Source organism: Janthinobacterium sp. PSPC1-1 (assembly GCF_049897625.1).
Classification (GTDB): Bacteria; Pseudomonadota; Gammaproteobacteria; order Burkholderiales; family Burkholderiaceae_D; genus Janthinobacterium; species Janthinobacterium tructae.
This window is the reverse complement of record NZ_JAFCWP010000009.1, coordinates 12,588-39,273: the sequence shown is the minus strand read 5'-3', so window position 1 is coordinate 39,273 and position 26,686 is coordinate 12,588. Positions and strand designations below refer to the sequence as shown.

14 protein-coding genes are annotated in these 26,686 nt (G+C 64.7%); 8 read left to right on the top strand and 6 right to left on the bottom strand.

Annotation, left to right across the window (positions count from 1 at the left end):
• Nucleotides 1-125 precede the first annotated feature (125 nt).
• From ACP7EG_RS23415 to ACP7EG_RS23400, 4 genes are all read right to left on the bottom strand, one after another.
• Nucleotides 126-13,784, bottom strand: coding sequence for a filamentous haemagglutinin family protein (locus ACP7EG_RS23415; protein WP_426089505.1), 13,659 nt, complete (start codon nucleotides 13,782-13,784; stop codon nucleotides 126-128).
• 189 nt (nucleotides 13,785-13,973) lie between these two features.
• On the bottom strand, nucleotides 13,974-14,921 hold the full coding sequence (locus ACP7EG_RS23410) for a FecR family protein (protein WP_426089504.1): 948 nt from the start codon (nucleotides 14,919-14,921) through the stop codon (nucleotides 13,974-13,976).
• Nucleotides 14,914-15,471, bottom strand: coding sequence for an RNA polymerase sigma factor (locus tag ACP7EG_RS23405; protein ID WP_071074977.1), 558 nt, complete (start codon nucleotides 15,469-15,471; stop codon nucleotides 14,914-14,916). The genes ACP7EG_RS23410 and ACP7EG_RS23405 overlap by 8 nt, the downstream gene beginning before the upstream one ends.
• A 2-nt stretch (nucleotides 15,472-15,473) precedes the next feature.
• Complete coding sequence (locus ACP7EG_RS23400) at nucleotides 15,474-16,130, bottom strand: secretin and TonB N-terminal domain-containing protein (protein WP_426089503.1); 657 nt, start codon at nucleotides 16,128-16,130, stop codon at nucleotides 15,474-15,476.
• Between the two features lie 263 nt (nucleotides 16,131-16,393).
• On the opposite strand from ACP7EG_RS23400, the gene ACP7EG_RS23395 reads away from it, so the two are divergent.
• The 4 genes from ACP7EG_RS23395 (at nucleotide 16,394) to ACP7EG_RS23380 (ending at nucleotide 20,242) form a co-directional block, all read left to right on the top strand.
• Nucleotides 16,394-16,759: a hypothetical protein gene (locus ACP7EG_RS23395; protein ID WP_426089502.1), complete on the top strand. Its 366-nt coding sequence runs from the start codon at nucleotides 16,394-16,396 to the stop codon at nucleotides 16,757-16,759.
• 94 nt (nucleotides 16,760-16,853) lie between these two features.
• Complete coding sequence (locus ACP7EG_RS23390; RefSeq protein ID WP_426089501.1) at nucleotides 16,854-19,202, top strand: Tex family protein; 2,349 nt, start codon at nucleotides 16,854-16,856, stop codon at nucleotides 19,200-19,202.
• 118 nt (nucleotides 19,203-19,320) lie between these two features.
• Nucleotides 19,321-19,632: a Grx4 family monothiol glutaredoxin gene (grxD, locus tag ACP7EG_RS23385; RefSeq protein WP_071074969.1), complete on the top strand. Its 312-nt coding sequence runs from the start codon at nucleotides 19,321-19,323 to the stop codon at nucleotides 19,630-19,632.
• Complete coding sequence (locus ACP7EG_RS23380) at nucleotides 19,625-20,242, top strand: UbiX family flavin prenyltransferase (RefSeq protein WP_426089500.1); 618 nt, start codon at nucleotides 19,625-19,627, stop codon at nucleotides 20,240-20,242. Before grxD ends, ACP7EG_RS23380 begins: the two co-directional genes overlap by 8 nt.
• A gap of 107 nt (nucleotides 20,243-20,349) precedes the next feature.
• On the opposite strand, the gene ACP7EG_RS23375 is transcribed toward ACP7EG_RS23380, so the two are convergent.
• Nucleotides 20,350-20,520 carry a hypothetical protein gene (locus ACP7EG_RS23375; RefSeq protein WP_426089499.1) on the bottom strand — a complete coding sequence of 57 codons (171 nt, stop codon included), beginning with the start codon at nucleotides 20,518-20,520 and terminating at the stop codon, nucleotides 20,350-20,352.
• A 246-nt stretch (nucleotides 20,521-20,766) separates the two neighbouring features.
• Complete coding sequence (locus ACP7EG_RS23370; protein WP_034753756.1) at nucleotides 20,767-21,174, bottom strand: hypothetical protein; 408 nt, start codon at nucleotides 21,172-21,174, stop codon at nucleotides 20,767-20,769.
• 701 nt (nucleotides 21,175-21,875) lie between these two features.
• Between ACP7EG_RS23370 and ACP7EG_RS23365 the strand changes: the two genes are divergently transcribed.
• The 4 genes from ACP7EG_RS23365 to ACP7EG_RS23350 all read left to right on the top strand — a co-directional run bounded on the left by ACP7EG_RS23365 (nucleotide 21,876) and on the right by ACP7EG_RS23350 (nucleotide 26,634).
• Nucleotides 21,876-22,280: a MerR family transcriptional regulator gene (locus ACP7EG_RS23365; RefSeq protein ID WP_426089629.1), complete on the top strand. Its 405-nt coding sequence runs from the start codon at nucleotides 21,876-21,878 to the stop codon at nucleotides 22,278-22,280.
• Between the two features lie 124 nt (nucleotides 22,281-22,404).
• Complete coding sequence (locus tag ACP7EG_RS23360; protein ID WP_131689793.1) at nucleotides 22,405-23,589, top strand: isovaleryl-CoA dehydrogenase; 1,185 nt, start codon at nucleotides 22,405-22,407, stop codon at nucleotides 23,587-23,589.
• Between the two features lie 53 nt (nucleotides 23,590-23,642).
• Nucleotides 23,643-25,445, top strand: a complete 1,803-nt coding sequence (gene aceK, locus ACP7EG_RS23355; protein WP_426089498.1) for a bifunctional isocitrate dehydrogenase kinase/phosphatase — start codon at nucleotides 23,643-23,645, stop codon at nucleotides 25,443-25,445.
• Nucleotides 25,438-26,634: an acetyl-CoA C-acyltransferase gene (locus ACP7EG_RS23350; RefSeq protein ID WP_426089497.1), complete on the top strand. Its 1,197-nt coding sequence runs from the start codon at nucleotides 25,438-25,440 to the stop codon at nucleotides 26,632-26,634. The genes aceK and ACP7EG_RS23350 overlap by 8 nt, the downstream gene beginning before the upstream one ends.
• Nucleotides 26,635-26,686: the final 52 nt, after the last annotated feature.

The following is a 26,686-nucleotide window of genomic DNA, read 5'->3' as shown; positions in this document are numbered from 1 at the left end:
GGCAAGACAGTACCTAGACGAACGCCGCACGCACGAACTGACGTTTGTCATCAAATGTTCATAAAACTCCGGCCACGACGCTGGCGCCCCGACCGGAATGGCCTCCCGTCAAGCTCGTACAGCGGTCACGGCTGCAAGCCGCGACGCTCGTTCGGCGTGAGCGCCTGCAGCTGCGGCGCCGTCAACGGTCCCGCGCCCAGCACCTGCACCACGCCGGCCGGCTGGTAGTTCGACGCCTGCGGCTCACCGCCCTTGCCCTTGCCGCTGCCGCCCTCGTCCGCCTGCTCGTTGCCAAAGCCCAGCACCTTCACGGTGAACAGCGACGGCAGCGCCTGGCGCGTGGCGGCCCGTTCGCGCTGCAGCACGTCCTGCGCCGCCGTCACGGCTTGCGAGGCGGCCGCGCTGGCATTGCTGAGCGCACCCACGTTCACCGCGGCAATGACCGGCATGCCCGTCGACTTGCCCTGCACCTGGATGTTTTCCGCATTCACCACCTGCAGCGCGGCCAGGTTGACGTTGCCCGAAACGCGGATGCCCGCCTCGCCCGCGTCGATGCTGCCCAGCGGGGCGATCAGGTCGATGTCGCCAGGCGGCACCTCCGGGATCGGGTTCAGGGTGGCGATACCGGCGCCCGTGCTCGGCGTGCTCGGCGAGAGGCTGACCAGGCCGATGCTGTCGTAGGTGCGGCGCTGCGGCGTGTAGACGACGGTGGACTTGGTGCCACGGCCCGCATTGATGTCACCCGTGGCCGACCAGGCCAGGATGTTGCCGCCGAAGGTGGTGAAGATGCGGCTCTGGCCCAGCAGGATGCTGTCCCTGGCGTAGATCTGGATTTCACCGGCGCCCTGCGTCAGCACGCCCGAACCTTCGCCCGGCGCATAGCCGCCATCGACGCCGATCAGCGCGCGGCCACCCGGCACCGTGATGCCGATATCGCCACCGAAATCCGTGTGGATGCCGGCATCGTTGACGATCACGTGCGGCACGTTGTAATTTGGACGCCCCGCCTCAAGCCACTCCTGCGGGCTCAGGTAGCGCACGCCCGCCAGCGGCCGCTTGGTGTAAATGCCACCGTAGTCATCGACCGTGTACAGCGCGCTGCTGAACATTGTCAGGTCGCCCTGGTAGGCGATCTTCTTGCCCGCCTTGTCCTGCGATGGGAACAGCGTGGCGATGGCTTCCCGGCCGCGCAGGTAGCTGCCGCGGCGCATGCCGTCCGGGTCGTTATACTCGCGCCCAGCCGCCTTCAGTTCGGCAAAGTAGACATTGCTCAGGTAGACCTGCTGCTGCTCCTTCGGCAAGGCGGCAAAGAAGCTGCGCGCATCGGTGGCCGGGTCGTAGCGGATGCCCAGGCCGCTGTCGCCGCCAAAGCGCGTCGTCAGCCAGTTCACCAGGTGCAACTGGCTCACCAACGCATATTCGCGCGCCAGGTCGCGCCGCACGCCGCCCGTCTGCTGGCCGGCCTTCTCCAGTTCAGCCTGCTTCGTGCCGAGGAAGGCGGATGCGCCCGCCTCGTCGCCTTTGTAGCCAAACTGGCCACGCAGCCAGTCGGCCAGGGTCAGCTTGCCGCCGTAGACGTACACGGCGCTGCCGGCCTGGTCGGCCAGCGGCCGACCCGGATCGGCCAGCTTGGCCGGGTCCAGGTAGCGCGCCGCAAAGGCCGCATAGTCGGGACCATTGCGGCCCACGCCGGCAGCCACACTGATGCCGGCGCCATTGCCGCGTTCGCCGGGGCCGGCGCTGACGATGGCGCCGAGGCTGCGCAATTCCGCCTTGTCGGCCATGTACAGGTCACGCCCGGCGCTCACGTTCAACTGGCCCGGTCCCGCCACATAGAAGGTGCTGTAGCGGATATCGCGCCCGGCGCTGACGACGGAGACGTCGGCGGCATTGCGATGCACGAACAGGTTGCCGCGCGCCGACGAGACGCCGGAGACGACCGGCTTGTCCGGATAGTCGGGCCGGCCGGCAAAGCCCTGGCTGGTCCATCCCGCCGCGCCTTCCGGCACGTTCTCGACACTGCCGAGCGGCGTGCCGGAATTGACGATGTCGCGTCCGGCGCGCACGGCCACGGCGCCGCCGCCCTCGTACCACACGCCCAGCGGACCCGTTTCACCTTTCAGTGTCCCCCGGTACACGATGCCGCCCGTGCGCAGGCCAACGATGTCGCCGCTGTTGGCATAGAAATGCGCGGGCACCTGGCCCAGCGGCACGTAGTCCGACACCGTTGGCGCTGTCATGCTGAATAACGGATACAGCTGCTGCGTGGCGTCGCCGGCGCCATTCGGCGTCGCACCAAACCATTTCAATGCACCGGGCGCCAGCGCATTCGCACTGACGTTATGCAGCGGCAGCAAACCGTACCAGACCTTGTCCAGGGCGCCGACGAAGCCGGGATTGAACGGGTTCGGCAAGAGGCGCGGATCGGCGCCCGACGGCGTGATCGGATAGCCGGCCGCATGGATGGAATCGGCGGCCAGCATTTCCAGCTGGCCCGTGCCCGTCCTGACAAATTGCGGCGCCACCGGCGACGGCGCCAGGATCACGCCGTTTTGCGGCATATCAACCTTGCCGACCTCGCCCAGCCTGCCCAGGCTGGCATTGCCGTAGTACAAGCTGCCGCTGGCGGCCACGGCGCGCAGCACGGATGGCATGACATACCGTCCGTCCGTCGGCGCGTGGTTGTCGCCCGTCACCGATTGGATCCAGGCGGACGTCGGCGTCAGATTGCCGCCGGCGCTGAACAGGTCGATGGCCGTGGCCGGCGTCCACAGCGAGAACCAGCTCCAGCCCTCGCCCTTGCGCTCGACGCCCTGGTAGTTGAACGGCGAACCGTTTGCCAGCTGCTTCACGCGGCCCGCATCGGCCGTGCCGCCCAGCACCAGGTCGCCACGCGCATCGATGCGCACGCCGCTGTCGCCCGGCACCAGGATAGGCCCGCCGCTGGCAATGGCCGTGCCCGCCGTGTAGGTTTCATACGGCCGCGATTCCTTCGGATCGGCGCGGTCGAAACGCAACTCGACGCCGCCCACGGCGCCCGCTTCCATGCGCAGCGCGCCACGCAGATTGGTGAAGGTGCTGTTGAGCGTGGGATACTGGCGCTCGAAGCGCGTATCGGCATTCGGGAAGTCGCTGTTGGCATCGAAGCTGCGCACCGCGGCGACAGGGTTGAGGCCGCCGCCGATGCGGATGTCGAGGTCGCCGCCGCCGGTCAGCAGCAGCTTGCCATCCGGCGTCACCCTGCCCGTGCTGCCCACAGCCACGTTCAGGCCCTGGCTACGCGGCGTGTAGATGCCGCCCGGATCGGCGCGCGAGGTCAGCATGCCGGCGTCGCCGCCCGCCTGCAGCAGCACATTGCCACCACCGAGGGTACCGATGCCCGTAAAGCCCGACACGACTGGCAAGCCGGCAAACAGGTCATAGCCTTCGGGGCGCGCGACATAGGTGCCGAAGTTGATCCACCATGCCGTCGGCACGCCCGCGCCCGTGCTGCCGCTGCCCTGGCGCCACAGCCAGGTGCCGATGTCGCTGGTGTCCTGCTGCGCGTTCAGGGTGCCGATGGCATCCTCGCGGCGCTGCAGGGCGGTGCCCACGGTGTCGCCCTTGACGTCGCCCTGGGCGCGCAACAGCAGGTTGCCGCCGTGCTCGGGATACCAGGCGCGGTACAGGCTCTCGCTGCCGCCATCGACGAAGCGCGTCAGCTTGTCATCGAGCGCGCCGAGCAACTTGCCCTTGGCGCTCAGGCCGCGCGGCAGATTGAACAGATCCTTGCCATCGACCAGCGGCGAGGCCGACTGCGTGCCCGCCGTGTAGACGCCATACAGCGAACGCATGTCGAAATCGCCGGCAGCCAGCAAATCGAGGTCGCCCGTGCCCGTGCGCAGCACGCTGAACAGGGACTGGCGCGCCGGCGCAATCACGTCCCTGTATTCGGGCGGCGTGCCATCGGCGATCTTGACTACGAGTACGCCAATACCCCAGTCGTTGTAGCCAAGAAGGTCTTGTTCATTGGGAAATTGGCTCATATCGATCGGCGTGCCCGGTTCCTGCCCAATCTGGGCGGCATCGTCGCCCCATATGTATTGTCCGGGTAAGCCGGTGCCTGGAATTAACTCGCGGGTAGCGCCCATGCCGTAATGCGTATCGGCCAGCATCAGGTGGGCATCCTTCGCATGCGGCCGCAGCGCGCGCGTATCGGCGGCGGCCGTATCGGCGCCGCCCACCAGGCGCAGCGACCACGCTTGCGAACCCTGGGCCAGCATGGGCGCCAGCGCCAGGTTGCGGCCCTGGCGGCCCGCCCCGTCGGCAGGGCGCAGCGCCACTATGGTCGCGTCGCCAGGCAGCTTGACCAGCGTACCGGCCGGCAGCACGCTGCCCTTGTCCAGCGCCAGCGCCGAGGCCAGCACCACGCCGTTGACGAGATTGACACTATCGCCCGTATCCATGGGCTTGCCTTCCGGGAAGGGCAAGGCGACATTCGCCGGCCACACCATGGCCGCCACCTTGGCCGCGCCAGGCAGGCGCAGGCCGGGATCGAGCTGCATGCCGCTGGACAAGGTCAGGGCCTTCGGCAAGACCGTGCCAGCCGCATACAGCACGCTGCCGTCGGCGTTGCGCACTGCGCCGCCCAGCACACTACCGGCAGGCAAGGTCAACTCCGCCGTCAAGGTGGCGGGCGCCGCCAGCAAGGTGCCGCCGCGCAACTGCATCGGCTTCATCGGCACGGCGAAATTGACGCTCGTGCCCGAGACGAAATACGTATCTTCGGCCAGTGTCACCAGGCCCGCTTGCGGCACGACGACCTCGCCGCCCCACGGCAGGCGGCCCTTCACCAGTTGCCAGCCCTTGTCGTCTGGCGTGACCGGCAGGGTGCGGGTATCGAAGCCATCCGTGATACTGCCAAAGACGCTGAGCTTGCCACCGGCGCGCACTACCAGCGCGCCCGCTTCGCCCGAGCCGTACACGCCGCTCAGGCGCGCCAGCGGATTGATGCCGTCGTAGCGGTGGCCGGACAGGTCGATGTCGCCATCGATATGCAGGTCGCCGCCCGGCGTGGCGCTGACGATCTCGACGCCGGGGCGCAGATGGAAGGCGTTGGCATCGCCGCGCAAACCGCGCAGCTTGCTGTTCATCAAGTTGCCGTTGGCCAGCGCGTGGGCCATGAAGGCCTGGCTGTCGGCGTGCTTTTCATCCAGATAGGCCTGGGTGATGCTCTGGTAGTTGCGGCCATCCGCATCCTTGCCCGTACCGGCGGGCGCATCCTTATATTGCCAGAAGGCATTGACGTTGATGGTGCGCGCGCCGGCGATGTTCAGCGCGCCAGCCGCATCGATGTCGATATCGTCGCCCGTGGCGCCGCCCAGGCGGCGCGCGTTCAGGTCGATGCTGCCGTAGTTGCCGCCCTTGTCTCCGCTGCGCAGGTCGAAACGCGCACCGCTTTCCAGGGTCAGGCGTCCGCCAGGCGCAGCGAGTTCGATCACGGCGCGGTTCGGCGCCTCGATCACTTGCCCGTAGCTGTCCGTGCGCAGCAGCGGGCCATGCGCGTCGAGCACGGCGCCGGATTTGATGGTGACGCCGTCGCGGCCGGCCAGGCGGATGCTGCCCACCTGTTCACCGCTGGCATCGATGCGGCCGTTCACCGTCAAGCTGCCGCCGTCGACGGAGACGCTCACTTCGCGCGCCTTGAGCTCGTCGCCGATGGCCAGATCGCCCTGCTTGAGCTGGAAGCTGCGGCTGCCGAACACCTTGCCCGTGTTCAGGCGCTGGTTCAGGCCGGCGAAGTCGCCGACCTTCTGGGCGCGGATGTCCACGCCGCCGGCCGCGTAGGCTACCTGGGTGCCGCCCGCGTCATAGCTGCCGCTGGCGCCGCCCAGCAAGGTGCCGCGCAAGTCGGCCTTGCCCGCCGCGTCGCCCGTGGCGATCACGGCCAGCTTGCCGGCACGGTTGTTCACGGCCGACAGGTCGATCACGGAGGCGGCCGCCTGGCGCACATCGCCTACACGGCTGTCGAGTATCACGTCGCCACCCCAGCTGTACTTGCTGGTGTCATAGAAATCGATCTTGCGGCCCGCCAGGTCCAGCTTAGCCTTGTCGCCCAGCAGCACATCGCGCTCGGCCGACAGGGTCAATTTTCCGCTCGGCAAGACCACCGACGTATCCACGCTGACGCTGTTGCCGCTCAGCGCCACTTCGGCGCCCAGGGCGCCGGCCAGCGCCGCATTCGTCGGCGTGGCGACGGCAGCGCCTGCCGGCGCGCTCACCTTCAGCTCGCCACCCGCCGTGATGCGGTTGACGGAACTTGCCGCGCCCGTCAGCAGCGGCGTATTGATCAGCACATCGCCACCGCTGTAGCGGTAGCCGTTGATGGCCGTATCCCACGCGCTTTGCGACTGGTAGACGGACAGGCTGCCCTTGTTGTTGGCGGTGACTTGCTCGCTGGCATTCAGTGCCACCTGGCCGAAGCCCAGTATCAAACGGTCCAGGGTGTGGATGGTGTCGGGACGGCTGTCCGGCGTGAAACCGAACTCGATGCGCTTGGCATCGACCTGCAGGCGGCCGCTGCCCGTGCCGGGGCCAGCCGCGACGACGGCGCCGGGCGCATTCGTCGCACCCTGCCACACGAGGGTGTCCGTGTGGATGCGCGCCAGCGCGTCCGTGCTGCCATAACCGTAGATGGCGGGCGTATTGAGCACCAGACGCGACAGCGACGACTTGCCCGTGGCCGCATCGATGGTCGACAGTTGCGCCGCATCATAGAAGTTGAAGGAGTTGCGCGCCGTCAAGCCCAGGCTTTCCAGCGCCGGTGCACCCGTACTGGTGTCGCCGCGCAGCAGGCGGTCGAGCACGCCCTGGTTCAGCGCCAGGCCGTCCGGCAGGGCGCCGCGGGCACTGGCGTCCGCCAGCGCAGCTTCGCTGCCGATATTGATAGCCCCCATCGCCAGTACCAGGTTGCGCGTGCCGTAGCGCACGTTGTCGCGCAGGGTGAAGGCGCGCTCCGTCACGGCGGCGATGGTGCCTTCCGAATACAGCGAGGTCGTGCCACCGCAGGCGACTATCGTCTTCGCGCACGCGCCGATGTCGATGATGCCGGGACCATCCGAATCGGACGGCGTGCGCACGGCCGGCAGCATGTCCAGCCAGCCGTTCGAGACGGCCAGCACGCTGCCCATCGGCTGGTACACATAGCCATCGCGCGAATCCCAGGCCGCCTTGCCGCGGCCCAGCGTATTGATGCCCGATCCTTGCTCTAGGAAGATGCCGTCGTTGGTTTTCGTGGTCACCAGGAACACCTCGGCCGCCTTCAGCACGGCACCGTCGCGCAGCACAATGCCGCCCGCCGATTCGTTGATGGCGGCGATATTGGCGCGCTGGTTGCTGCCCGTAAGGAAATCGTTGTAGCTGACGCGCGGCAAGCCGCCGATGCCCACGCGCTGGGCGCCAAAGGCGTTGATCTGCGAAGCGTGCACGGAGACGCCATCGAAGTCCGCCAGCGGCGCCGTGCCGTCGGCCAGCACCTCGTAGCGGGTCGACGCATGGCGCCCCGTGCCCAGCAGCAGGGAACCGCCAAAGCCACCCTCGGCCGGCGCGTACAGGGCGCTGCCATCCATCATCAATGGCGTATGGTTCTCCTCGACGCTGTGCAGTGACGGGGCGATCAGTTGCACCCGCACGGCCTTGGCGTCGCGTTCCAGCATGGCGCGCGGCACGCCGTCGCGCGTGGCCTGCGCCACGGCAAAGGCGGCATAGCCCGTTTCATTGTATTGCGAATAGCTGCGCAGCACGTCGGCCGGCGTCAGGATGGCCTGGCCGGGCACGGCGTCGCGGATCGCCGTGCCGGCGATGCCCGTCTGCGCCGCCGTGGCATACGAACCATTGCGCATGGCCACCGTGCCGCCCGCCTCGACGGCACCGGCCAGGCCATTCAATTCCACGCGGAAGGCGCCCGGCAACAAGGCAAAGTTCGATGGCAGCAGGGTATAGGTGCCGGCCGCCAGGCCGGGCACGCCCGCAGCTATGGTGATCTGACGCCCCACGGCGGGCTTGCCCGCGCCTTGGTCGGCCATCAGTGGCGCCACGTCCGGCTGCACGCCGGGAAGGATGGCGTACACGGGGTTGGTATTCAGGCCCGGCAGGGTGAAGCCGCCATTCGGCTTCATCTGCACCAGCGGATTGAGACGCGCATCGGTGGAGCCGCCACGCCCGGCAAGGAAGGCCGCGCCCGTCAAGGTGCCGCCGCCCGACAGGTCGAGCACGGCGCCGGCTTGCACGTCGATGGCGGCGCCCGTCAAGGCGATCTCGGGGCCGTTGCCCACGCCCTTGAACACGACGTCGTTGCCGTCGTACAGGTAACTGAGGCCATCGAGCGTGCCGCCATACGGCATCGTCAAGCCTTTCGCGCTGACCGACGTCAGGCTGCCTGGCAGCAGATTGACATGGCCCGTGTAGGCTTCATGGCCTTCGGCGCCCAAGGTGATCTTGCCCAGCGGCGCGCGCAGCACGCCGTGTTGGTTGATGGTGGGCGCAACCAGGCTCAGGCTGCCAAACACGGAAAACGGCTGGTTCGGCGTGGCGCCGTCGCCGCTGCGCTCGATATTCAAGGTACGCAAGGGATCGAGCGTGATGCGGACATTGCCGAACTCGTCGACCCGGCTGCTCTGGCCTACCGTGACCATGCCGCTGTCGCCCGTGGCAGGATAAATCTGCGCGGCGGCCAGGGTGGCATTGCCCGGCTGATACAGGGCGGCGTTGTTCGACATGCGCAAGTCGCCGCGGCTATTCAGGGTTAGCTGTTCGAAAGCATCGCGCTCGACGGCCAGCGGCTTGCCGCTGCTCTGCACGATCTCGCCGCGCGTGCCCACGTTAACCTCGCCCGCGAGATCGAGCATGCCCGCATCGATCTGCAGCAGGGAGCCGTCGGCCACCAGCGGCACGCCCAGCATGCCGTGCCCCTTGCCAGAGTTTTTCGAGCCATTCACGGCATTGGGTACGATGTAATTGTCTTTCTGTCCGCGCATGGCCGTACCCAGGCGCACATACGGCGCCGCCAGATGAACCTGGCTGGCAAGGCTGCTCGCTTTGTCCTGGCCGTCAGTATCCGGCAGCGGCTGCTGCGCCAACCCCAGCGAACTGGCGCTCAGGCGCAGGCTCTGGCCCAGCGCCAGCTTGACATCGCCAGCCACGCTGAGCATGCCGTTCACATGCATGGCCAGGTTATCGAAGCCGCCTACCTGCACGCGGTCGGCACCCAGGCGTGCACGGCCGTAGCGCAAGGCGTCATCCTGCTGGCCCGCGCGCAGGTCGGCCGGCAAGACGCTGTCGCCCTGCACTTGCGCCAGCACGAATTCGCGCGGCACCCGCACCACATTGTCGACGGTGGCGCCTTGCAGCGTCTGGCGGTCGACCTGGCCGTAATTGGGCGTGTCCAGCGCCATTGCCAGGGTGCCGCCGGCCGCACCGGCGCCACCGGCCGCCGCACGCAGGGTACCGTCGGCAAAGATGCCGTTGTAGGAACTGAGCGAAATCAAACCGCCGCTGCCGGCCACGTTGACGGCGCCCTGCTTCGGCAAGTCCAGCGTGGCTTGCGCGCCGCTGGCGTCGAGCAGTGCGCCCGGGCGCACCACGACAAAGGCATCGGCCGCATCGACGCTGGCGGCGTCGGCCTTGTAGCGGGCGCCGATTTCGATGCTGCCGCCCTTATCGGCGCGGCCATAGCGCCCGCCCCGCATGTCGGTAGCGACGGTGGCGCGGCCGGCCACGTCGAGCACGGCGTGTTCGCCGATCCAGATCGACGTGGCTTGTCCCTTGCCGTTCGGCACATCCGCATCGCTGCCCGTGCCAAGGGTGCCGGGTAGCACGGCGATCTTGCCGCCCCAGGCGTCGAGGCGGCCATCGATGCTGACCTGGCCATTGCTCGTCAGGCTGATCTGGCGGCCCGGATCGACCGTGACGACGGCGCCTTGCGCCACCGCCAGGGCGCCCTTCACGTACGGGCTACCGGCCGTCAGTGTCAGGTCGGCGCCGGCGCGCTGCGTCAGTTGGCCCTTGCGCGCGTCCTCCTGGTACAGCTGCGGCGTCCACACTTCCAGCGCGGCATCCGGATCGGCGCCGCCCGCCACCGTGTGGCCGGTGGCGGGCTTGAAGCGCAGCACGGGCATCCTCACGTCGATATGCGCATCCTTGACCACCACGACGCCGTCACGGCCCGTGACGGCATAGTCGGCAAAGCCGCTCTGGAACAGATTGGCGTCCAGCGCCAGCATGGGCTGCACGGCAACGTCGCGCCCCAGCATGGTGCCGGTCGGCAGCAACACGCCACGCGGCGCGTGCACGTCGGCGGCGGCGATGCTGCCAGCCGCATACTGCGTCGTTATCGGCAAGATGGGCAAGCCATTCGGAAAAGCCGCCGCCGAGACCACGAAACCCGTGGTGAGGCCATTGATGGCCGTTACCACGCTGCCGGCTGGAACGATGGAACCGCCCTGGAGATATGTCGTGCCGTTGATGAAGAAGCTCGCGCCCGGCGGCACCACCACGCTGGCCGCCACGACGAGCGGTTTCTGCGACGACACGTCCGCCGTCACAACTTGGCTCAAGGTCTGTCCCGGCTTGATCAGGCTGAGTGTGAGCGCGAAATCGAAGGGAATCTTCTCGCCCTTGGCGATCAAAAAATCATCGTTCAGGCGCAGGCCGACGGGGGCACTGCTGCCCCCTGGCAGCACGTCGCCACCCTGCAGCTTGCCGCCGATGCTGACGGCCGTGCCGCTGTCGATCGTCAGGCGCCCGCCGCCCTTCACGCCGTGGCCGCGCAACTCGCCGTCGAGCTTGAGCAAGGCGCCCGTCGGCGTTTTTTCGCGCGGCAAGTCGACCGCCAGGGTGATGTCGCCGCCGCGCCCGCCTTGCAGGCTGCCATTGCTCATCAGGGCGGCGCCGGACGAAACGTCGATGACGCTGCCGCCGGCCAGTTCGATGCCGCCCGAACTTTTAAGTGTGACCTTGCCGCCATTCACGTACGGCAGGCTGGCGCCAGCGCCCGGATCGAGTTCCAGGTTGTTCCACACGCCGCGCGCATCGAGGCGCACGCCGGGCGCCACGCGCACGCCGGCCGGGACCGTGGGACTTCCTTCCGGCGACACGGGTCCATCCAGCCACACGGCGCCCGTGTCCGCCAGATAGCGCGACACCATATTGCCGGCGGCGATGTTGCCGCTGCGCGCGCTCAGGTTCGCCTTGATGGCCACATCGGTGGCGTGCAGGGCGATGTCGCCGCCATCGGCCACGCGTACATCCGCGTTGACGTCGAGCTTGTCGTAGGCGTAGATATTCAGGGCGCCCAGTTCCAGGCCATTGAGCCAGTCCGCATCGAGCTGCAAGGCTTTGCTGCGCGCGGCCGGCAAGGCATCGCTCAGCAGCTGGCCATCGGCGATGGGCGCCACCTTGCCGATTTGCACGTTCTCCAGCACGGCTTGCGGGCTGTCGCGCAGCTGGCCCGTCCTGGTATCGAAGACGGGCGTGATTTTGCCGACGATCAGTTGACCGGCGCGCGCCGCCGACGTCTGCGCCTGCTTGTAGCTATCGACGCCGTCATCGCGCTTGCGCTGCTGGCGCTCGCCCTGGAACACGGACGTATCGATATCGCCTTCCAGCACGGCCGCGCCCGTGGAAACGATCAGGCGGCCCGCATCGCGGCCCACCGTGTAGCCGTTTTCCAGGCGTTCGCGGGGACCGATCAAGGCATTCGCGTGCGTTTCCGTCGTGTTCGCGCCCCAGCGCGCATGCGTGCTTTCATAGCCGCGGTACAAGCCCGTGTACAGATTGTCGCCGGGGGCAGTGCTGAGCTTGACCATCGCGCCATCGGCACCCTTCAGCCACGTCTGCTTGACCATGCCCGTCTGCACGTCCAGCGAGCCGCCGGCGATGTTGATGCGCGAACCGGCCTGCGTCACCACTTCGCCGCCGCCAAAGCCGACGGTGCCGCCCTGGGCCGCCCATACACCGATGCCGTGGCCGCTGGTATTGAGGTAGCCGCTTACTTCCAGCAAGCCGCCGGCCGTGTACCAGCGGTCCGTGGCGTAGCCATTGGTGCCGGCCGGCACCAGCACCAGGTCGCGGCGGTCGACCCACACGTCGCTGTTGTTCAGGTATTTCGCGTCGCGGCTGCCGGGCGCGTCGCGCTGCTCGTTGCCCTGCACGTTGATCAGCACATTGTTGCTGCTCATGTCGACCTTCACGCCGACGGCGCCGGAGACGTCGATGGCGGCGTCGCGCGCCACGTGGCTGCGGCGGGCCGCGTCGACCAGCACCTGGCCGCCCGTGGCCAGGGTCAGCGAATCGCCTTCGAACTCCACGTTGCCGGCCGAAACGATGCGCACCAGCGACTGGTCGCGCCGGTCCTGCGGCGTGTCCGTGCCTTTGCCCGTGTCTTTCAGCAAGGTATCGCGCTGTACGTCCAGCGCCGTGGCGCCGTTGTCATCAATAACGACAGCGCTGACGCTGCCGCGCGCCAGGGTGACGCCGGCGTTCTCGCCTGCCGCCGCCAGGTGGATGCTGCCGCGGCCATTGACGGTCGTGCTCGACAACAGCACGCCATCCTGGCGCACGCTATTGCCGCTGAGCGTGATGTCGCCAGTCGCCGCCTGGATCACGCCGTTGTTGACGACGGCACCGGCGCTGCTGCCGGCCGTGCGCAGCATCTCGACTTCATTGCCGCGCGTGCTAGAAAACTGGTTTTTGTCCGTGCCCTGGCCCGGGCGCACGACGATGGCGTCGCCAGCGGCCAGAGTCGTCTGGCCATTCGGCGTGGTGATGGCGCCCGCATTCTCGACGCTGCGGCCGGCCAGCAGCACATAGCCGCCGCCTTCCGTCACCGTCTGCGGCTTGCGCGTGTCGATGCGCGCGCCGGCGGCGACGACGACATCGGCCTCGGCCTTGCCATGCGTGTAGGTATTCTGGCCCAGCAGCAAATCATTTGCGAAGGTCGGCACGGCGCCCGCACCCTGTGCCTTGCCATACAAGCCGCTCTTGAACTGGCTGTCGCTCATGCCCATGGCGGCCGCTGCCAGGTTGCGCGTATCGATCTGGCTGCTGCCCGTAAACACGATGCCGTTGCGGTTGACGATCATCACCGTGCCGTCGGCCTTGATCTGGCCCTGGATCTGGCTGGGGCGTGCCAGCGGATCGTTCACGCGGTTCAACACGGACCAGTGCGATTTCTGCTCGAACTGCAGGGAGGTGTTCTTGCCGACGTTAAAGCTTTCCCAGTTCAAGATCGCCTTGTCGTCCGTCTGCACGACCTTCACGACGGACTTGCCGTCGGCCTGGGTCTGCACGGGCGCCTGGGCGTTGAGCCAGCCCGCCGTCAGGCTGTTGCTGTCGACCTGCAAGCCGCGCTTGACCAGGCCATCGGGTGCACCGCCGGCGGCCAGTGCCGCCTGGCGCGCGGCCGCCTGCACCGCCTGCTCGGCGGCGATGCCGCGCGCGGCCAGCAAGAGGTTGTTCAGCGATTGCTGCAGCTTGCCTTCGGCCTTCTGCTGCTGCAGCAAAGGATTGTTCAGCGAGGTTGCCAGCTGGCCATTCGGCAAGCGTCCCGTGGCGGCAGCCGTGCCCTGCTGCGCACCCTTGCCGGCGAACCAGGCGCCGCTGAACGGCTGCTGCGCCTGGGCGCCCCCCGCCTGCAACAGCATGGCGATGGCCAGCGCCAGCGGTTTCAATCGCACCGGGCGCCCAGTCCGGTTGCCCGCCATGGCGGAGGAGGATGCGTGTTTCGTGACCGACTTGCTTCGCTGCATGGCGACATTCCCTTTTCATGTTCCGTTGCTGACCGATATCGCGAAAGGGCACGCGGCACGCACGGGGCGGGCGGCAGGCACTGATTCGCGGCTTCCAGCAGCATTGACAGGGAACAAGGTCCGGGACTGCAAAAGGTCATGAAAATGTCATAATTGGCGCCCCGCCTTGGCGCGCCGCCTTGGCGGAGCTCAGCCGAACAGCACGATGCCGCCCGGCAGCCGCGTCACGCGCGCGCCATACGCATCCTGGATCAGGGCGATCACGTCGTCGAGGTGGTCGAGCGAAAAGCTGGCTTGCACGCGCGTATGTTTCAAGGCGTCACCATTGAGGATCAGCTTGCCGGGACGGTAGCGGTTCACTTCGTCCACCACCTCGGCCAAGGTGCTTTGCTTGAACACCAGCAAGCGCTGGCGCCACGCGCTGACGTCGCCCCTGGCCACCGCACGCGCGATGCCGAAATGCTCGGGCCGGTAGCGCAGCTGCTGGCCAGCCGCCAGCTCCGCATCGTTGCCGGCCTGCGCCACGCGCAGGCGGCCCGCCAGGCACGTCACGCACACTTCCTGGCCAAATAAACGGATATTGAAGCGCGCGCTGCCGGCCGACACGGTGCCGTCGCCCGCCTGCACGCGCACACGCGCCGCGCCGCGCAAGCCGGCCTGAAATTCCGCCTCGCCCGCCAGCAGCACCAGCGACGCGGCGCCGTCCTGCACGGGCGACGCATCGAGGCGCGTCTGCGTATTCATCTGTACCAGCACGCCGCCGTCGAGCGCCACTGCGCGCTGCTCGCCCGTGCCCGTGGCGTAGTCGGCAACGAGCCCCGCCACGGCCGGCCACAGGTCCGTGGGCGGGCGCAGCACCAGCAAGCCCAGCGAGGCGGCCACGGCACCGCCCAGCCAGGCGCGCCGCGCCGTGTTCACGGGCCGCTGCGCCCGCTTGACGGCGCGCGCGGCCGGCGCCATCGCACCCCACACGGCGCGCGCCTCGGCAAACGCCGTCGCATGCTTGCGGCTGCGCGCGCACCAGTGGCGAAACACTTGCGCATCGCGCTCGCTGACCTGGCCCGAGGCCAGGCGCACGACCCACGCCTGCGCTTCCTTCTGGATGACACTCATGTCGTCTTCCGCTTGTTCAATCATGATGTTTAGACGTTTTTCCTGCGCCGGGACCGAAGCGCTGAATGAAATCGCGTCCCATGCGCTCACAACAATGTTCCAGGCCGGCGCGCAATTCTTTCTCTACTGTGCGGGCGGAAATGCCGAAGCGCTCGGCGATGTCGCGGTGCGGCAACTGGTCGACGCGGGCGGCGATGACGATAGCGCGCCGGCGTTTCGGCAACTCCTGCAAGGCCCGCTCCAATTCTTCCAGTTCGGCGCGCGCGCTGAAGGTGCGGGCCGGGTCGGCCAATTCATCGGCCATCTCGTACAAATCGTCGATATCGGGCAGGCTGAGCAGACGCGCATTATCGCGGCGTTGATCTTCCGCAATGTTGATGGCGATGCGCATCAGATACGCGGACGGATAGCTGATCGCCTCGGGCGCGTTCATCCGTTCCACCCGCAGATACGTTTCATGCAGCGCGTCATTGGCCAGGTCTTCCGAGCCCAGGCGGCGCTGCAGGTGGCGGCGAAACTGTCCGTAGCGTTCCAGGAACAGCTTGCGCAAGGTGGTTTTGAGTAATTCCGACATGCTCAGGGCACCCCGGCCAGATGCAGATACGGCGCGCAATCGGCGTCCGGATCGGGCCGCGGCGTCAACAGGATCGTCAGCGGCTGCGGCAAGCCCGCCGGCGGCGCGCCATCCATCAGCAGGCTGCGCAGGCGCTGCAGCACGGCGCGGTCGCGCTGCGCCACGCCGCTCCCTTCCAGTACGTGCACGGCGCGTACCTTGCCCCGTTCATCGAGCCACAGCTGGAAGGCCAGGCGGTAGCGGCCGAAGGCGTCCGGATGCAAGCGGCACAGGGCGCGCGTGAGCGAGCGCTGCAGGATGGCCGCATAGCCTTGCAACGGCGGCGTGGCGGGTGCCGCCTCGGCCGACGTGGGCGCTAGCGCCACGGGGGCGTCGGCCAGCGCCAGCAGGGTGAAGGCATTGCTGCCGCTGAAGCGCGCACCCAGCTGCGTGCCGGCGAGCAAGCGCCGCAGCGCCTCGGCCGGCGTGTAGTCGCCGCGCACGGGCGCGGCCACTCTGCCCGCAGCCAGGGTGCTACTGACCAGGACGGAATACCCGGTCACTTCGCCAAACGCCACCAGCGCCGCATCGAGCGGCTGGGCGGGCAAGTCGAAGCGCACGGTGGCCTGCGTGCCGGCGTCATTACCGGACGCACTGGCAGCCGGTCGCGCGAATGTCATGAATGTCATCAGCAAGCAGGCGGACAGGGCCAGGACGTTACCTGTTGCGGTGCGGCGGTGGATTCGTGTCATTGTCCAGGGAAATCAACGAGAGCCTGCTCATGAAGTGTCTTGACTGCAATATTTCAAGCAGAATGGCAGGATGGTAGCTTCATAAAATGACAACTGTATGACATGCGTCAGTCTGCATGCAGGCCAGTGTCATCGCTGCGACACATGACCTTGCTATGCTGAGCGCCTATTCCACCGCTCCGGGAGCCGCCATGGCACGCCTGTTATCGCTATTGCTGTTGGCCTGTGCCACCCTGGCCGCGCAGGCGGACGAACACACCGTCGTCGTGAAAGCCGCCGCGCCGGAGAAGGGCTGCGTGGAGGTGGAAGTGAACGGCAAGCGCGCGCAATCGATGTCTTGCTTGAGTGAAAAATTATTACCCAACAGCAACACCGTGAACCGGCCGCCGCCTGGCCTGTCCGGCGCGGAAGCGACCGTGCAGCGTCCGTCGAACCAGCTGGGCCTGTACAACCGCGCCGCCCTCGAACACCGCATGGGCAATGCCTTCGGCAAATCCGTCACGCCGCAGAGGCCAACGCCGGCGCCGCCCGCCAGCCCGCTGCTGCCGGCCCGCTGACGCTGTTGTCAACGCACAGTCCATTTGCGCTGTCAAGATTGCGCAATCGCGCCGATTGCGTATCATTCCAAGCTTGATCGCTCTGGAAACAACCATGCTGCCCACTATCGAACAACGCCTTGCCCTTGAACTTGCCGCCAAACCGGTGCAGGTTGCCGCCGCCATCGAACTGCTCGACGAAGGCGCCACCGTGCCCTTCATCGCCCGTTACCGCAAGGAAGCGACCGGCGGCCTCGACGATATCCAGCTGCGCCTGCTCGAAGAGCGCTTGCGCTACCTGCGTGAACTGGAAGAGCGGCGTGCCGCCATCGTGGCCTCGATCACGGAACAGAACAAGATGACGCCCGAGCTGCTCGACGCCGTCATGCACGCGGAAGACAAGACGCGCCTGGAAGATTTGTATCTGCCCTACAAGCAGAAGCGCCGCACGAAGGCGCAGATCGCCATCGAAGCGGGCTTGATGCCGCTGGCCGACTGTTTGCTGGACAATCCCGAACTGACGCCGGAAATGGAAGCGGGCAAGTTCCTGCGCGACGCGTTTACCAGTGCCGACGGGAATAATCCTGGCGTGGCGGACACCAAGGCGGCCCTCGACGGCGCGCGCCAGATTCTGATGGAACGCTTCGCCGAAGACGCAACCTTGCTGCAAACCTTGCGCGAATACGTGCAGGAACACGGCATCGTCGAATCGAAAGTAGTGGAAGGCAAGCAGGACGAAGGCGAAAAATTCGCCGATTATTTCGACTACTCGGAAACCATTTCGACTGTGCCATCGCACCGCGCGCTGGCGCTGCTGCGCGGCCGCCGCGAAGGCATCCTCGACGTCACCCTGCGCCTGGACACGGAAGCGGAAAAACCGAAATGGGATGCGCCGCACAACCCGTGCGAAGGCCGCATCGCCGTCCGCTTCGGCATCAAGCAACAAGGCCGCCCGGCCGACAAGTGGCTGGCCGATACCGCGCGCTGGACCTGGCGCGTGAAAAGCTTCATGCACCTGGAAACGGAACTGATGGGCGCGCTGCGCGAACGCTCGGAACTCGATGCGATCAACGTCTTCGCCACCAATTTGAAAGCGCTGCTGCTGGCCGCGCCGGCCGGCCAGCGCGCCACCATGGGCCTCGATCCCGGCCTGCGCACGGGCGTCAAGGTCGCCGTGGTCGATGCGACCGGTAAAGTCGTCGACACGGCCGTGATCTACCCGCACCAGCCGAAAAATGACTGGGATGGCTCCTTGCACACGCTGGGCCGCCTTGCCGCCAAGCACAATGTGTCGCTGATCTCGATCGGCAACGGCACCGCTTCGCGCGAGACCGATAAACTGGCGCAGGACCTGATCAAGCAGCACCCGGAAGCGAAGATGACGAAGATCGTCGTCTCGGAAGCGGGCGCGTCGGTGTATTCAGCCTCCGAATTCGCCTCCAAGGAATTGCCGGACATGGATGTGTCCCTGCGCGGCGCCGTGTCGATCGCGCGCCGCCTGCAAGACCCGCTGGCAGAACTGGTGAAAATTGACCCGAAATCGATCGGCGTGGGCCAGTACCAGCACGACGTCAGCCAAAGCCAGCTGGCACGCTCGCTCGACGCCGTGGTGGAAGATTGCGTGAATGCCGTCGGCGTGGACGTGAACACGGCGTCGGCGCCGCTGCTGGCGCGCGTGTCCGGCCTGTCGGCCAGCGTGGCGCAAAGCATCGTCAGCTACCGCGACATGAAGGGCGCATTCACCTCGCGCGCGGCCCTGAAAGCCGTGCCGCGCCTGGGCGATAAAACGTTCGAACAGGCGGCCGGCTTCTTGCGCGTGATGGGCGGCGAGAATCCCCTGGACGCTTCGGCCGTCCACCCGGAATCGTACCCGCTGGTGGAAAAGATTTTGGCGGACATCAAGAAGGATATCCAGGCCGTCATCGGCGAAACGGCGCTGCTGAAAACCCTCAGCCCGGCAAAGTATGCCGATGAAACGTTTGGCGTGCCAACCATTACCGATATTTTGAAGGAACTGGAAAAGCCGGGCCGCGACCCGCGCCCCGAATTCACCACGGCCACCTTCAAGGAAGGCGTGGAAGAAATCCGCGACTTGCGCCCAGACATGATTCTCGAGGGCGTGGTCACCAACGTGGCCGCCTTTGGCGCCTTCGTCGACATCGGCGTGCACCAGGATGGCCTGGTGCACATCTCGGCCCTGTCGAGCACGTTTGTGAAAGACCCGCACACGGTGGTCAAAGCGGGACAAGTGGTGCGCGTGAAAGTGCTGGAAGTCGATGAAAAGCGCAAACGCATCGCGCTGACCATGCGCCTGACGGACAGCGCGCCGCAGGCGGGCAGCAAGCCCGAGCAAAAGGGCGACCGCAACGACCGCCGCAGCATGGCGCAGCACCAGTCGCAATCGCGCAACGCGCCCGAGCCGGCCGGCAGCATGGCCGCCGCCTTCGCCAAGCTGCGCGGTTAAGCGCCATGCCGGCTTGCCGGCGTGGCTGACTTGCCCGATTTATGACTTGAGCGCATACCCGTGCCGTCGTTTTCTTATAAAATGACGGCATCTATTTATTTACCCATCAGAGGCAGCTATGAGCGACGTACAAACCTGGATCAAAGAAACCGTGACGAGCACGCCGGTCGTGCTGTTCATGAAAGGCACCGCCCAATTCCCGCAGTGCGGCTTTTCCGGCCGCGCCATCCAGATCCTGAAGGCCTGCGGCGTGGAAAACATCGCTACCGTCAACGTGCTGGATGACCCGGAAGTGCGCCAGGGCATCAAGGATTATTCGAACTGGCCGACCATTCCGCAGTTGTATGTGAAAGGCGAATTCATCGGTGGTTCCGATATCATGAATGAAATGTTTGAATCGGGCGAACTGAAAACCCTGATCGATGCCTGATAGCCAGCTTGCGCGGCCGCGCAGGATCGTCATCGCCATCACGGGCGCCACAGGCGCCGTGTATGGCTTGCGGCTGCTGCAATTGCTGGTCGCCATCCCTGGCGTCGAAACGCATCTGGTCTTGTCGGATGCGGCCGTACTGACCCTGCACCAGGAAACGGGCGTGGCGCGCAAGGAAATCGAAGCGCAGGCGCACGTGGTGCACAAGCTGCGCGATATCGGCGCGTCGATCGCCAGCGGCTCGTTTCAATCGGATGGCATGGTCGTCGCGCCGTGCTCGATGAAGACGCTGGCGGCCGTGGCGCATGGCTTGTCGGATAACTTGATTACGCGGGCCGCCGATGTGGTGCTCAAGGAGCGCCGGCGCCTGATTCTGATGGTGCGCGAAACGCCGTTCAACCTGGCGCACCTGCGCAATATGACGGCCGTGACCGAAATGGGCGGCATCATCTTCCCGCCATTACCGAGTTTTTATCACCACCCGCAGAGCATCGCGGAAATGGTCGACCATACGGTGGCGCGCGTCATCGACCTGCTCGGCATCGAGCACAGCCTGGCGCCGCGGTGGAATGGTCTTAAGTCCACTGGCGACACCCTATCCAGTAGTTGACGTCACGATGTAGTTGGCGTCACGATGCCTGACAAAAGCGTAGCGAACGGCAGCGATTTGTGGCTGAGAAGCGCGACGCGCAGCAGCTTAGCTCAGACATCCACCACTCACCTCTTGTCGAACTGATGGGCACTGGCCTGCTTCAAATCCCTGGCTTCTTCAACCATCCTGCGGTGGGCGATCCGTTTGCGCATCACTTCCGCATGTTGCGCGGCAGTCATGGGGGGCACGGTCATCAAGTCCTTCAGCTGCGCGGTATTGCTGTAGTTACTTTTCATAAGACGGCTCAAATGCTCGGCTCCGTAGTGGATGAACTGGCTGCTTCTGCTGTGATTATGCGCTGGTATTGGCGCGCTGCGCCGCTGCGTACGGGATTATTGTCAAATAATTCCGCTGCAGCGCAACATGCGAAGTCTTATTGTGCGGCAAAATCATGTCTCCAGTATGACGCTGCGCAAATAAAAGGACAGGGAGAGCACCGTCAGCAAAAAGCCGACGGCGCCGGCCGGGGAGGGCCTGAATGCTTACTTTTGGTAGTTGACTCTGACCAGCATGCGAATAAATTCACGCGCGATTTGACGATGATGTTCATCCAATCTTTGCAAATCGGCAATTAATTTCACATCGGCAGACTCAAAACGCGATAAAGCGCTGCCCGCTTCGCCATTCGGCGTGGCGCTTTCCGGGCCGCCAAAACGCAACCATTCCGCCGGAACACCCAACCATTGGGCAATCATGCGCAATTTCTCTTGCGTGGGAATTGCTTCACCTACTAACCATTTCCTAGCTGCATGCACGGTAATCGGGCGTCCGTCGAAACGGATGTTGAATTCCCGGGCCAGTCTGGTCGGGCTGTCTGGAGAGTAATGGGCGTTTTTGAGAGCCAACTGAAGTCGTTGGCTGAAGCTTTCGCGTTCGTTAGAAGAATTCATAGGTGTACTATTTCATGTTGTAACATGAAAGTCAGTTTCTTGAATGACCATACAGATTGTTACATTTGAAAAGAGTATAAATTAACAATTAACACTCCGGCCAGGCTTTTCAGGTGCAAAAGCGGTCCAAATTTTCTCTTGTGATTCTGTGTGGCTTCGGTTCAAATTCGCGGCTGGCCTTGATTTTCGCACTGCAGCACGATTCAAAGCCTCGGTTTGGCATTACAACGTACGGTATCGGATAATGCCCTCCTCTACCGATACACGCAATGCCCATGTCATACAATTTCTTGTAGACAAAGTTTTCAGAAGGGCCATTTTGTTTTCAATATGGAAACAACTGGCACAACGTGCTCATAGTGAAACGTTGTTTTTTGATCCTGCCTACTGCCCCAAAAATTTTACTGCCATCGCAGCGAAAAGAATGTCGCCGTTATGCCAGGAAAGCTCTATTTGGTGTCATCTTGGCCACCAACTCTCGATCTTAAGCGCGTTTGCGCAAGAAGAATCAATTTATTTTCAGTAACTGTTGTCTTATTCACCAAATTTCCCTCTCCGCACACGTTTTTTTCTTTGTTGCAGCACGAGCAGGGCACGCTACAATAGTATTGACGTTGACGTAAACGGCACTTTGCCACCCGCCTGCCCCGCAGCACCCATCTATCGACCGATCACCCATGCAACCGACACCGCCCGCAGCAATGACGACCTATACCATTACCGAACTGGCGCGGGAATTCGACATCACGGCACGCGCCATCCGTTTCTATGAAGACCAGGGCTTGCTCAGTCCGAAGCGCGAAGGCGCAGGCGGACGCAGCCGCGTCTACACGCCACGCGACCGCACCCGCCTCAAACTGACCCTGCGCGGCAAGCGCCTGGGCCTGGCGTTGTCGGAGATCAAGAGCCTGGTCGACATGTACGAGTCGCCGAAGGACACGCGCGCGCAAATGGACCGTTTCCTGGGTGTGCTGGCGCAGCACCGGCAGACGCTGGAGCAGCAGCGCATCGATATCGAAATGGCGCTGGCGGAAATCAGCGCGCATGAGGACGCGTGCGCGCGCATGCTGGCGGACTTGAACGATGCCAAGGCGCACGCCATCTAGGACACGGCTGCCGGGCGCCGTCTGGCCGCGCTTCACTTTACGTTTACGTAAACGTCACAACTGAGTATCATAGCTTCACTGACCCGGCACCCATGACCGCCACACTTATAACGACGAGGACGACATGCTCCATCTCCCAGGCTTGACCTTTGACCACGGCGACGACATCGCCTCGCTGCGCGAAGCGATCCAACAATTTGCCGCCGCCGAAATCGCGCCGCGCGCGGCCGAAATCGACCGCACCGACCAGTTCCCCATGGATCTGTGGCGCAAGATGGGCGACATGGGCTTGCTCGGCATCACCGTCAGCGAAGAATACGGCGGCGCCGGCATGGGCTATCTGGCGCACATCATCGCCATGGAAGAAATCTCGCGCGCCTCGGCGTCCGTCGGCCTGTCCTATGGTGCCCACTCGAACCTGTGCGTGAACCAGATCAAGCGCAACGGCACGGCCGAGCAAAAGGCGAAGTACCTGCCGAAACTGATCACGGGCGAGCATATCGGTGCGCTGGCCATGTCGGAGCCGAACGCGGGCTCGGACGTCGTCAGCATGAAGCTGCGCGCCGACTTCAAGGGCGACCGCTGGGTCTTGAACGGCACCAAGATGTGGATCACCAACGGTCCCGACGCGGACGTGCTGGTGGTGTACGCGAAAAACGACCTGGAAGCGGGCGCGCGCGGCATGACGGCGTTCCTGATCGAAAAGAATTTCAAGGGCTTTTCCATCGCGCAAAAGCTCGACAAGCTGGGCATGCGTGGCTCGCACACGGGCGAACTGGTATTCCAGGATTGCGAAGTGCCGGCCGAAAACGTGCTGGGCGGCCTGGGCAAGGGCGTCAACGTGCTGATGTCGGGCCTCGACTTCGAGCGCACCGTGCTGTCCGGCGGTCCGCTGGGCATCATGCAGGCCTGCATGGATCTGGTCGTGCCTTACGTACATGACCGCAAGCAATTCGGCCAGGCCATCGGCGAATTCCAATTGATGCAAGGCAAACTGGCCGATATGTATTCGACCATGATGGCGTGCAAGGCCTATGTGTATGCCGTGGGCCAGGCTTGCGACCGCGCCACCACGCCGGAAGCCGTGCGCCAGTTGCGCAAGGATGCGGCCGGTGCCATTCTGTATAGTGCGGAGAAGGCGACCTGGATGGCGGGCGAAGCGATCCAGGCCCTGGGCGGCAACGGCTATATCAATGAGTATCCGGCCGGCCGCCTGTGGCGCGATGCCAAGCTGTACGAAATCGGCGCCGGGACCAGCGAAATCCGCCGCATGCTGATCGGCCGCGAATTGTTTGCGGAAACCAAGTAAGCACGGGCGCGCGGTTATCGACTGGGTGATGAGCCATTCATGCGAGCACAACTATGACGCAAATTGCCTTCCCCAAATTGCTTTCTTCCCAGATTGCATTCGATATCGCGCGCACCATCCGCGATGGCTTTGACAAGCATTACCGTCTGTTCCGTGAAACGAGCCAGCACGCCAAGCGGTATTTCGAGCAAGGCGCCTGGAGCGCGGCACAGACGGCAGCCCGCGAACGCATCGACTTTTATGACAAGCGCGTGCAGGAATGCGTGCAAATGCTCGAAGATGAGTACGAAGAGTCGGAGTTGAGCGACGAAGTGTGGCGCGAACTCAAGCTGCACTACATCGGCATGCTGACGGAACACAAGCAGCCGGAACTGGCGGAAACCTTCTTCAATTCCGTCTGCTGCAACATCCTGCACCGCACTTATTTCAATAACGACTATATTTTCGTGCGTCCCGTCGTTTCCACGGAATACATCGAGACACAAGACCCGGTGCCCACCTACCGCGTGTACTACCCGGGCAAGGATGGCTTGCGCCATACCCTGACGCGCATGCTGGGCAACTTCCAGCTGGACTGCACATTTGCCGACCTGGAGCGTGACGTGGCCCAGGTGGAAGCACGTCTGCAGCAGCTGTTCGGCAGCGACCGGATCGAGCCGAACCACCAGCTCCAGGTCTTGACCAGTTTGTTCTACCGCAACAAGGGCGCCTACCTGGTCGGCAAGGGCATCAACGGCAACCGCGAATATCCGTTTGTCGTGCCGATCCTGCACAACCGCCACGGCAAGCTGGTGCTCGACACGGTGCTGTTCGAGCAGCAGCAGATCGCCGTGCTGTTTTCATTTACGCGTGCCTATTTTCTGGTCGATATGGAAGTGCCGTCGGCCTATGTGCAGTTCCTACGCAGCTTGCTGCCGCGCAAACCGCGCAGCGAAATTTATACGATACTGGGCCTGCAAAAACAGGGCAAGACGCTGTTTTACCGCGACTACCTGCAGCATTTAAAACACTCGTCGGACCACTTTGAAAGCGCGCCCGGCATCCGCGGCCTGGTGATGCTGGTGTTTGCCCTGCCGTCGTTTCCGTATGTCTTCAAGGTGATCAAGGATTTCTTTCCTCCTCCCAAGGAAACCACCCGCGCGCAAGTCCAGCAAAAGTATTTGCTGGTGAAACACCACGACCGCGTGGGCCGCATGGCCGACACGCTCGAGTATTCCAACGTGGCCTTTCCGCGCGACCGTTTTGCCGCGGAACTGCTGGCCGAGCTGAAGCAGTTCGCCCCCTCGCTGATCGAAGAAGACCAGGAGCAGATCATCATCCGCCATCTGTACATCGAGCGGCGCATGGTGCCGCTGAACATGTGGCTGAGCAATGCCGAGAAGGAAGGCCGCGACGACCTGGTGGAACACGCCATCATCGAGTACGGCAACGCCATCAAGGAATTGGTGGCGGCGAATATTTTTCCGGGCGACATGCTGTATAAAAATTTTGGCGTGACCCGTCATCAGCGTGTCGTTTTTTACGATTACGATGAAATCGAGTACATCACCGATTGCCAGTTCCGCGTCATTCCCCAGGCGCGCACGGAGGAGGAAGAAATGTCGGCCGAACCGTGGTATCCCATCGGCAAGCACGATGTGTTTCCCGAACAATTCGGTACCTTCCTGCTCGGCAATCCACGCATCCGCAAGTATTTCATGCAGCACCATGCCGACCTGCTGACGGCGCAATACTGGCAGGCGCGCAAGCAGCGCATCGAAGACGGCCATATCGAGGACGTCTTCCCGTATCCGCAGCACCTGCGTTTTTGTAAGCAAGTACCTTCCCACCCCCAACCGGAGATCCAACATGCATGATCCAGTCGTAATCGTCGGTGCCGCGCGCACCCCCATGGGCGCCTTCCAGGGCGATTTTGCCAACGTCACCGCCAGCGATCTGGGCGCCGTGGCCATCCGCGCCGCCGTCGAACGCTCCGGCGTGGCGCCGGATGCCGTTGAACACGTGTTTTTCGGAAATTGCCTGATGGCCGGCCAGGGCCAGGCGCCCGCGCGCCAAGCCTTGCGCAAGGCTGGCTTACCCGATTCCACGGGCGCCGTGACCCTGTCAAAAATGTGCGGCTCGGCCATGCAGACGACCATGTTCGCGCATGACACCTTGCTCGCCGGCAGCGCCGACGTGGTGGTGGCGGGCGGCATGGAATCGATGACCAACGCCCCCTACCTGGTGCCGAAGGCGCGTGGCGGCTACCGCATCGGCCACGGCATGATCTATGACCACATGATGATGGATGGCCTGGAAGACGCCTACAGCCGCGATGAGAAGGGCAATGCCCGCTCAATGGGCACGTTTGCCGAAGAGTGCGCCAGCCAGTACGGCTTCACGCGCGAAGCGCAGGATGCGTTTGCCATCGAATCGGTGAAACGCGCGCAAGCGGCCACCAAGGATGGCAGTTTCGAATGGGAAATCGTGCCCGTGACCGTTTCCGGCCGCGGCGGCGACACCATCGTCAGCATCGATGAAGGCCCGCAAAAGGCCCGCCTGGAAAAAATCCCCACCTTGAAAGCGGCGTTCAAGAAGGACGGCACCATCACGGCCGCCTCATCTTCGTCGATCAACGATGGCGCGGCCGCCCTGGTGCTGATGCGCGAATCGACGGCGAAAAAGCTCGGCTGCACCGTCATCGCAACAATCCACGGCCACGCCACGCACGCGCAGGCGCCGAACGAGTTCACCACGGCTCCTATCGGCGCCATCAAGAAGCTGTACGCGAAAACGGGCTGGAGCAGCAGCAAGGTGGACTTGTTCGAGATCAATGAAGCATTCGCCGCCGTGCCGATGGCCGCCATGCACGACCTCGACATTCCACACAGCAAGATCAACATCCACGGCGGCGCGTGTGCGCTGGGCCACCCGATCGGCGCCTCGGGCGCGCGCATCATCGTCACCCTGCTGGGCGCCTTGAAGAAAACCGGCGGCAAGCGCGGCGTGGCGGCCCTGTGCATCGGCGGCGGCGAAGCGACGGCGATGGCGATCGAACTGGTATAAGCTGCTCTGTTGACGACAGGCGCGCGCGGCGTGAACACGTTTGCTGCGCGCC

Coding starts and splice junctions, on each gene's coding strand:
- ACP7EG_RS23370 (WP_034753756.1), bottom strand. CDS start 21,174: ATGAATTCTTCTAACGAACGCGAAAGCTTCAGCCAACGACTTCAGTTG.
- ACP7EG_RS23375 (WP_426089499.1), bottom strand. CDS start 20,520: ATGAAAAGTAACTACAGCAATACCGCGCAGCTGAAGGACTTGATGACC.
- ACP7EG_RS23360 (WP_131689793.1), top strand. CDS start 22,405: ATGCTCCATCTCCCAGGCTTGACCTTTGACCACGGCGACGACATCGCC.
- ACP7EG_RS23405 (WP_071074977.1), bottom strand. CDS start 15,471: ATGTCGGAATTACTCAAAACCACCTTGCGCAAGCTGTTCCTGGAACGC.
- ACP7EG_RS23380 (WP_426089500.1), top strand. CDS start 19,625: ATGCCTGATAGCCAGCTTGCGCGGCCGCGCAGGATCGTCATCGCCATC.
- grxD (WP_071074969.1), top strand. CDS start 19,321: ATGAGCGACGTACAAACCTGGATCAAAGAAACCGTGACGAGCACGCCG.
- ACP7EG_RS23400 (WP_426089503.1), bottom strand. CDS start 16,130: ATGACATTCGCGCGACCGGCTGCCAGTGCGTCCGGTAATGACGCCGGC.
- ACP7EG_RS23410 (WP_426089504.1), bottom strand. CDS start 14,921: ATGATTGAACAAGCGGAAGACGACATGAGTGTCATCCAGAAGGAAGCG.
- ACP7EG_RS23390 (WP_426089501.1), top strand. CDS start 16,854: ATGCTGCCCACTATCGAACAACGCCTTGCCCTTGAACTTGCCGCCAAA.
- ACP7EG_RS23365 (WP_426089629.1), top strand. CDS start 21,876: ATGACGACCTATACCATTACCGAACTGGCGCGGGAATTCGACATCACG.
- ACP7EG_RS23395 (WP_426089502.1), top strand. CDS start 16,394: ATGGCACGCCTGTTATCGCTATTGCTGTTGGCCTGTGCCACCCTGGCC.
- ACP7EG_RS23350 (WP_426089497.1), top strand. CDS start 25,438: ATGCATGATCCAGTCGTAATCGTCGGTGCCGCGCGCACCCCCATGGGC.
- aceK (WP_426089498.1), top strand. CDS start 23,643: ATGACGCAAATTGCCTTCCCCAAATTGCTTTCTTCCCAGATTGCATTC.
- ACP7EG_RS23415 (WP_426089505.1), bottom strand. CDS start 13,784: ATGCAGCGAAGCAAGTCGGTCACGAAACACGCATCCTCCTCCGCCATG.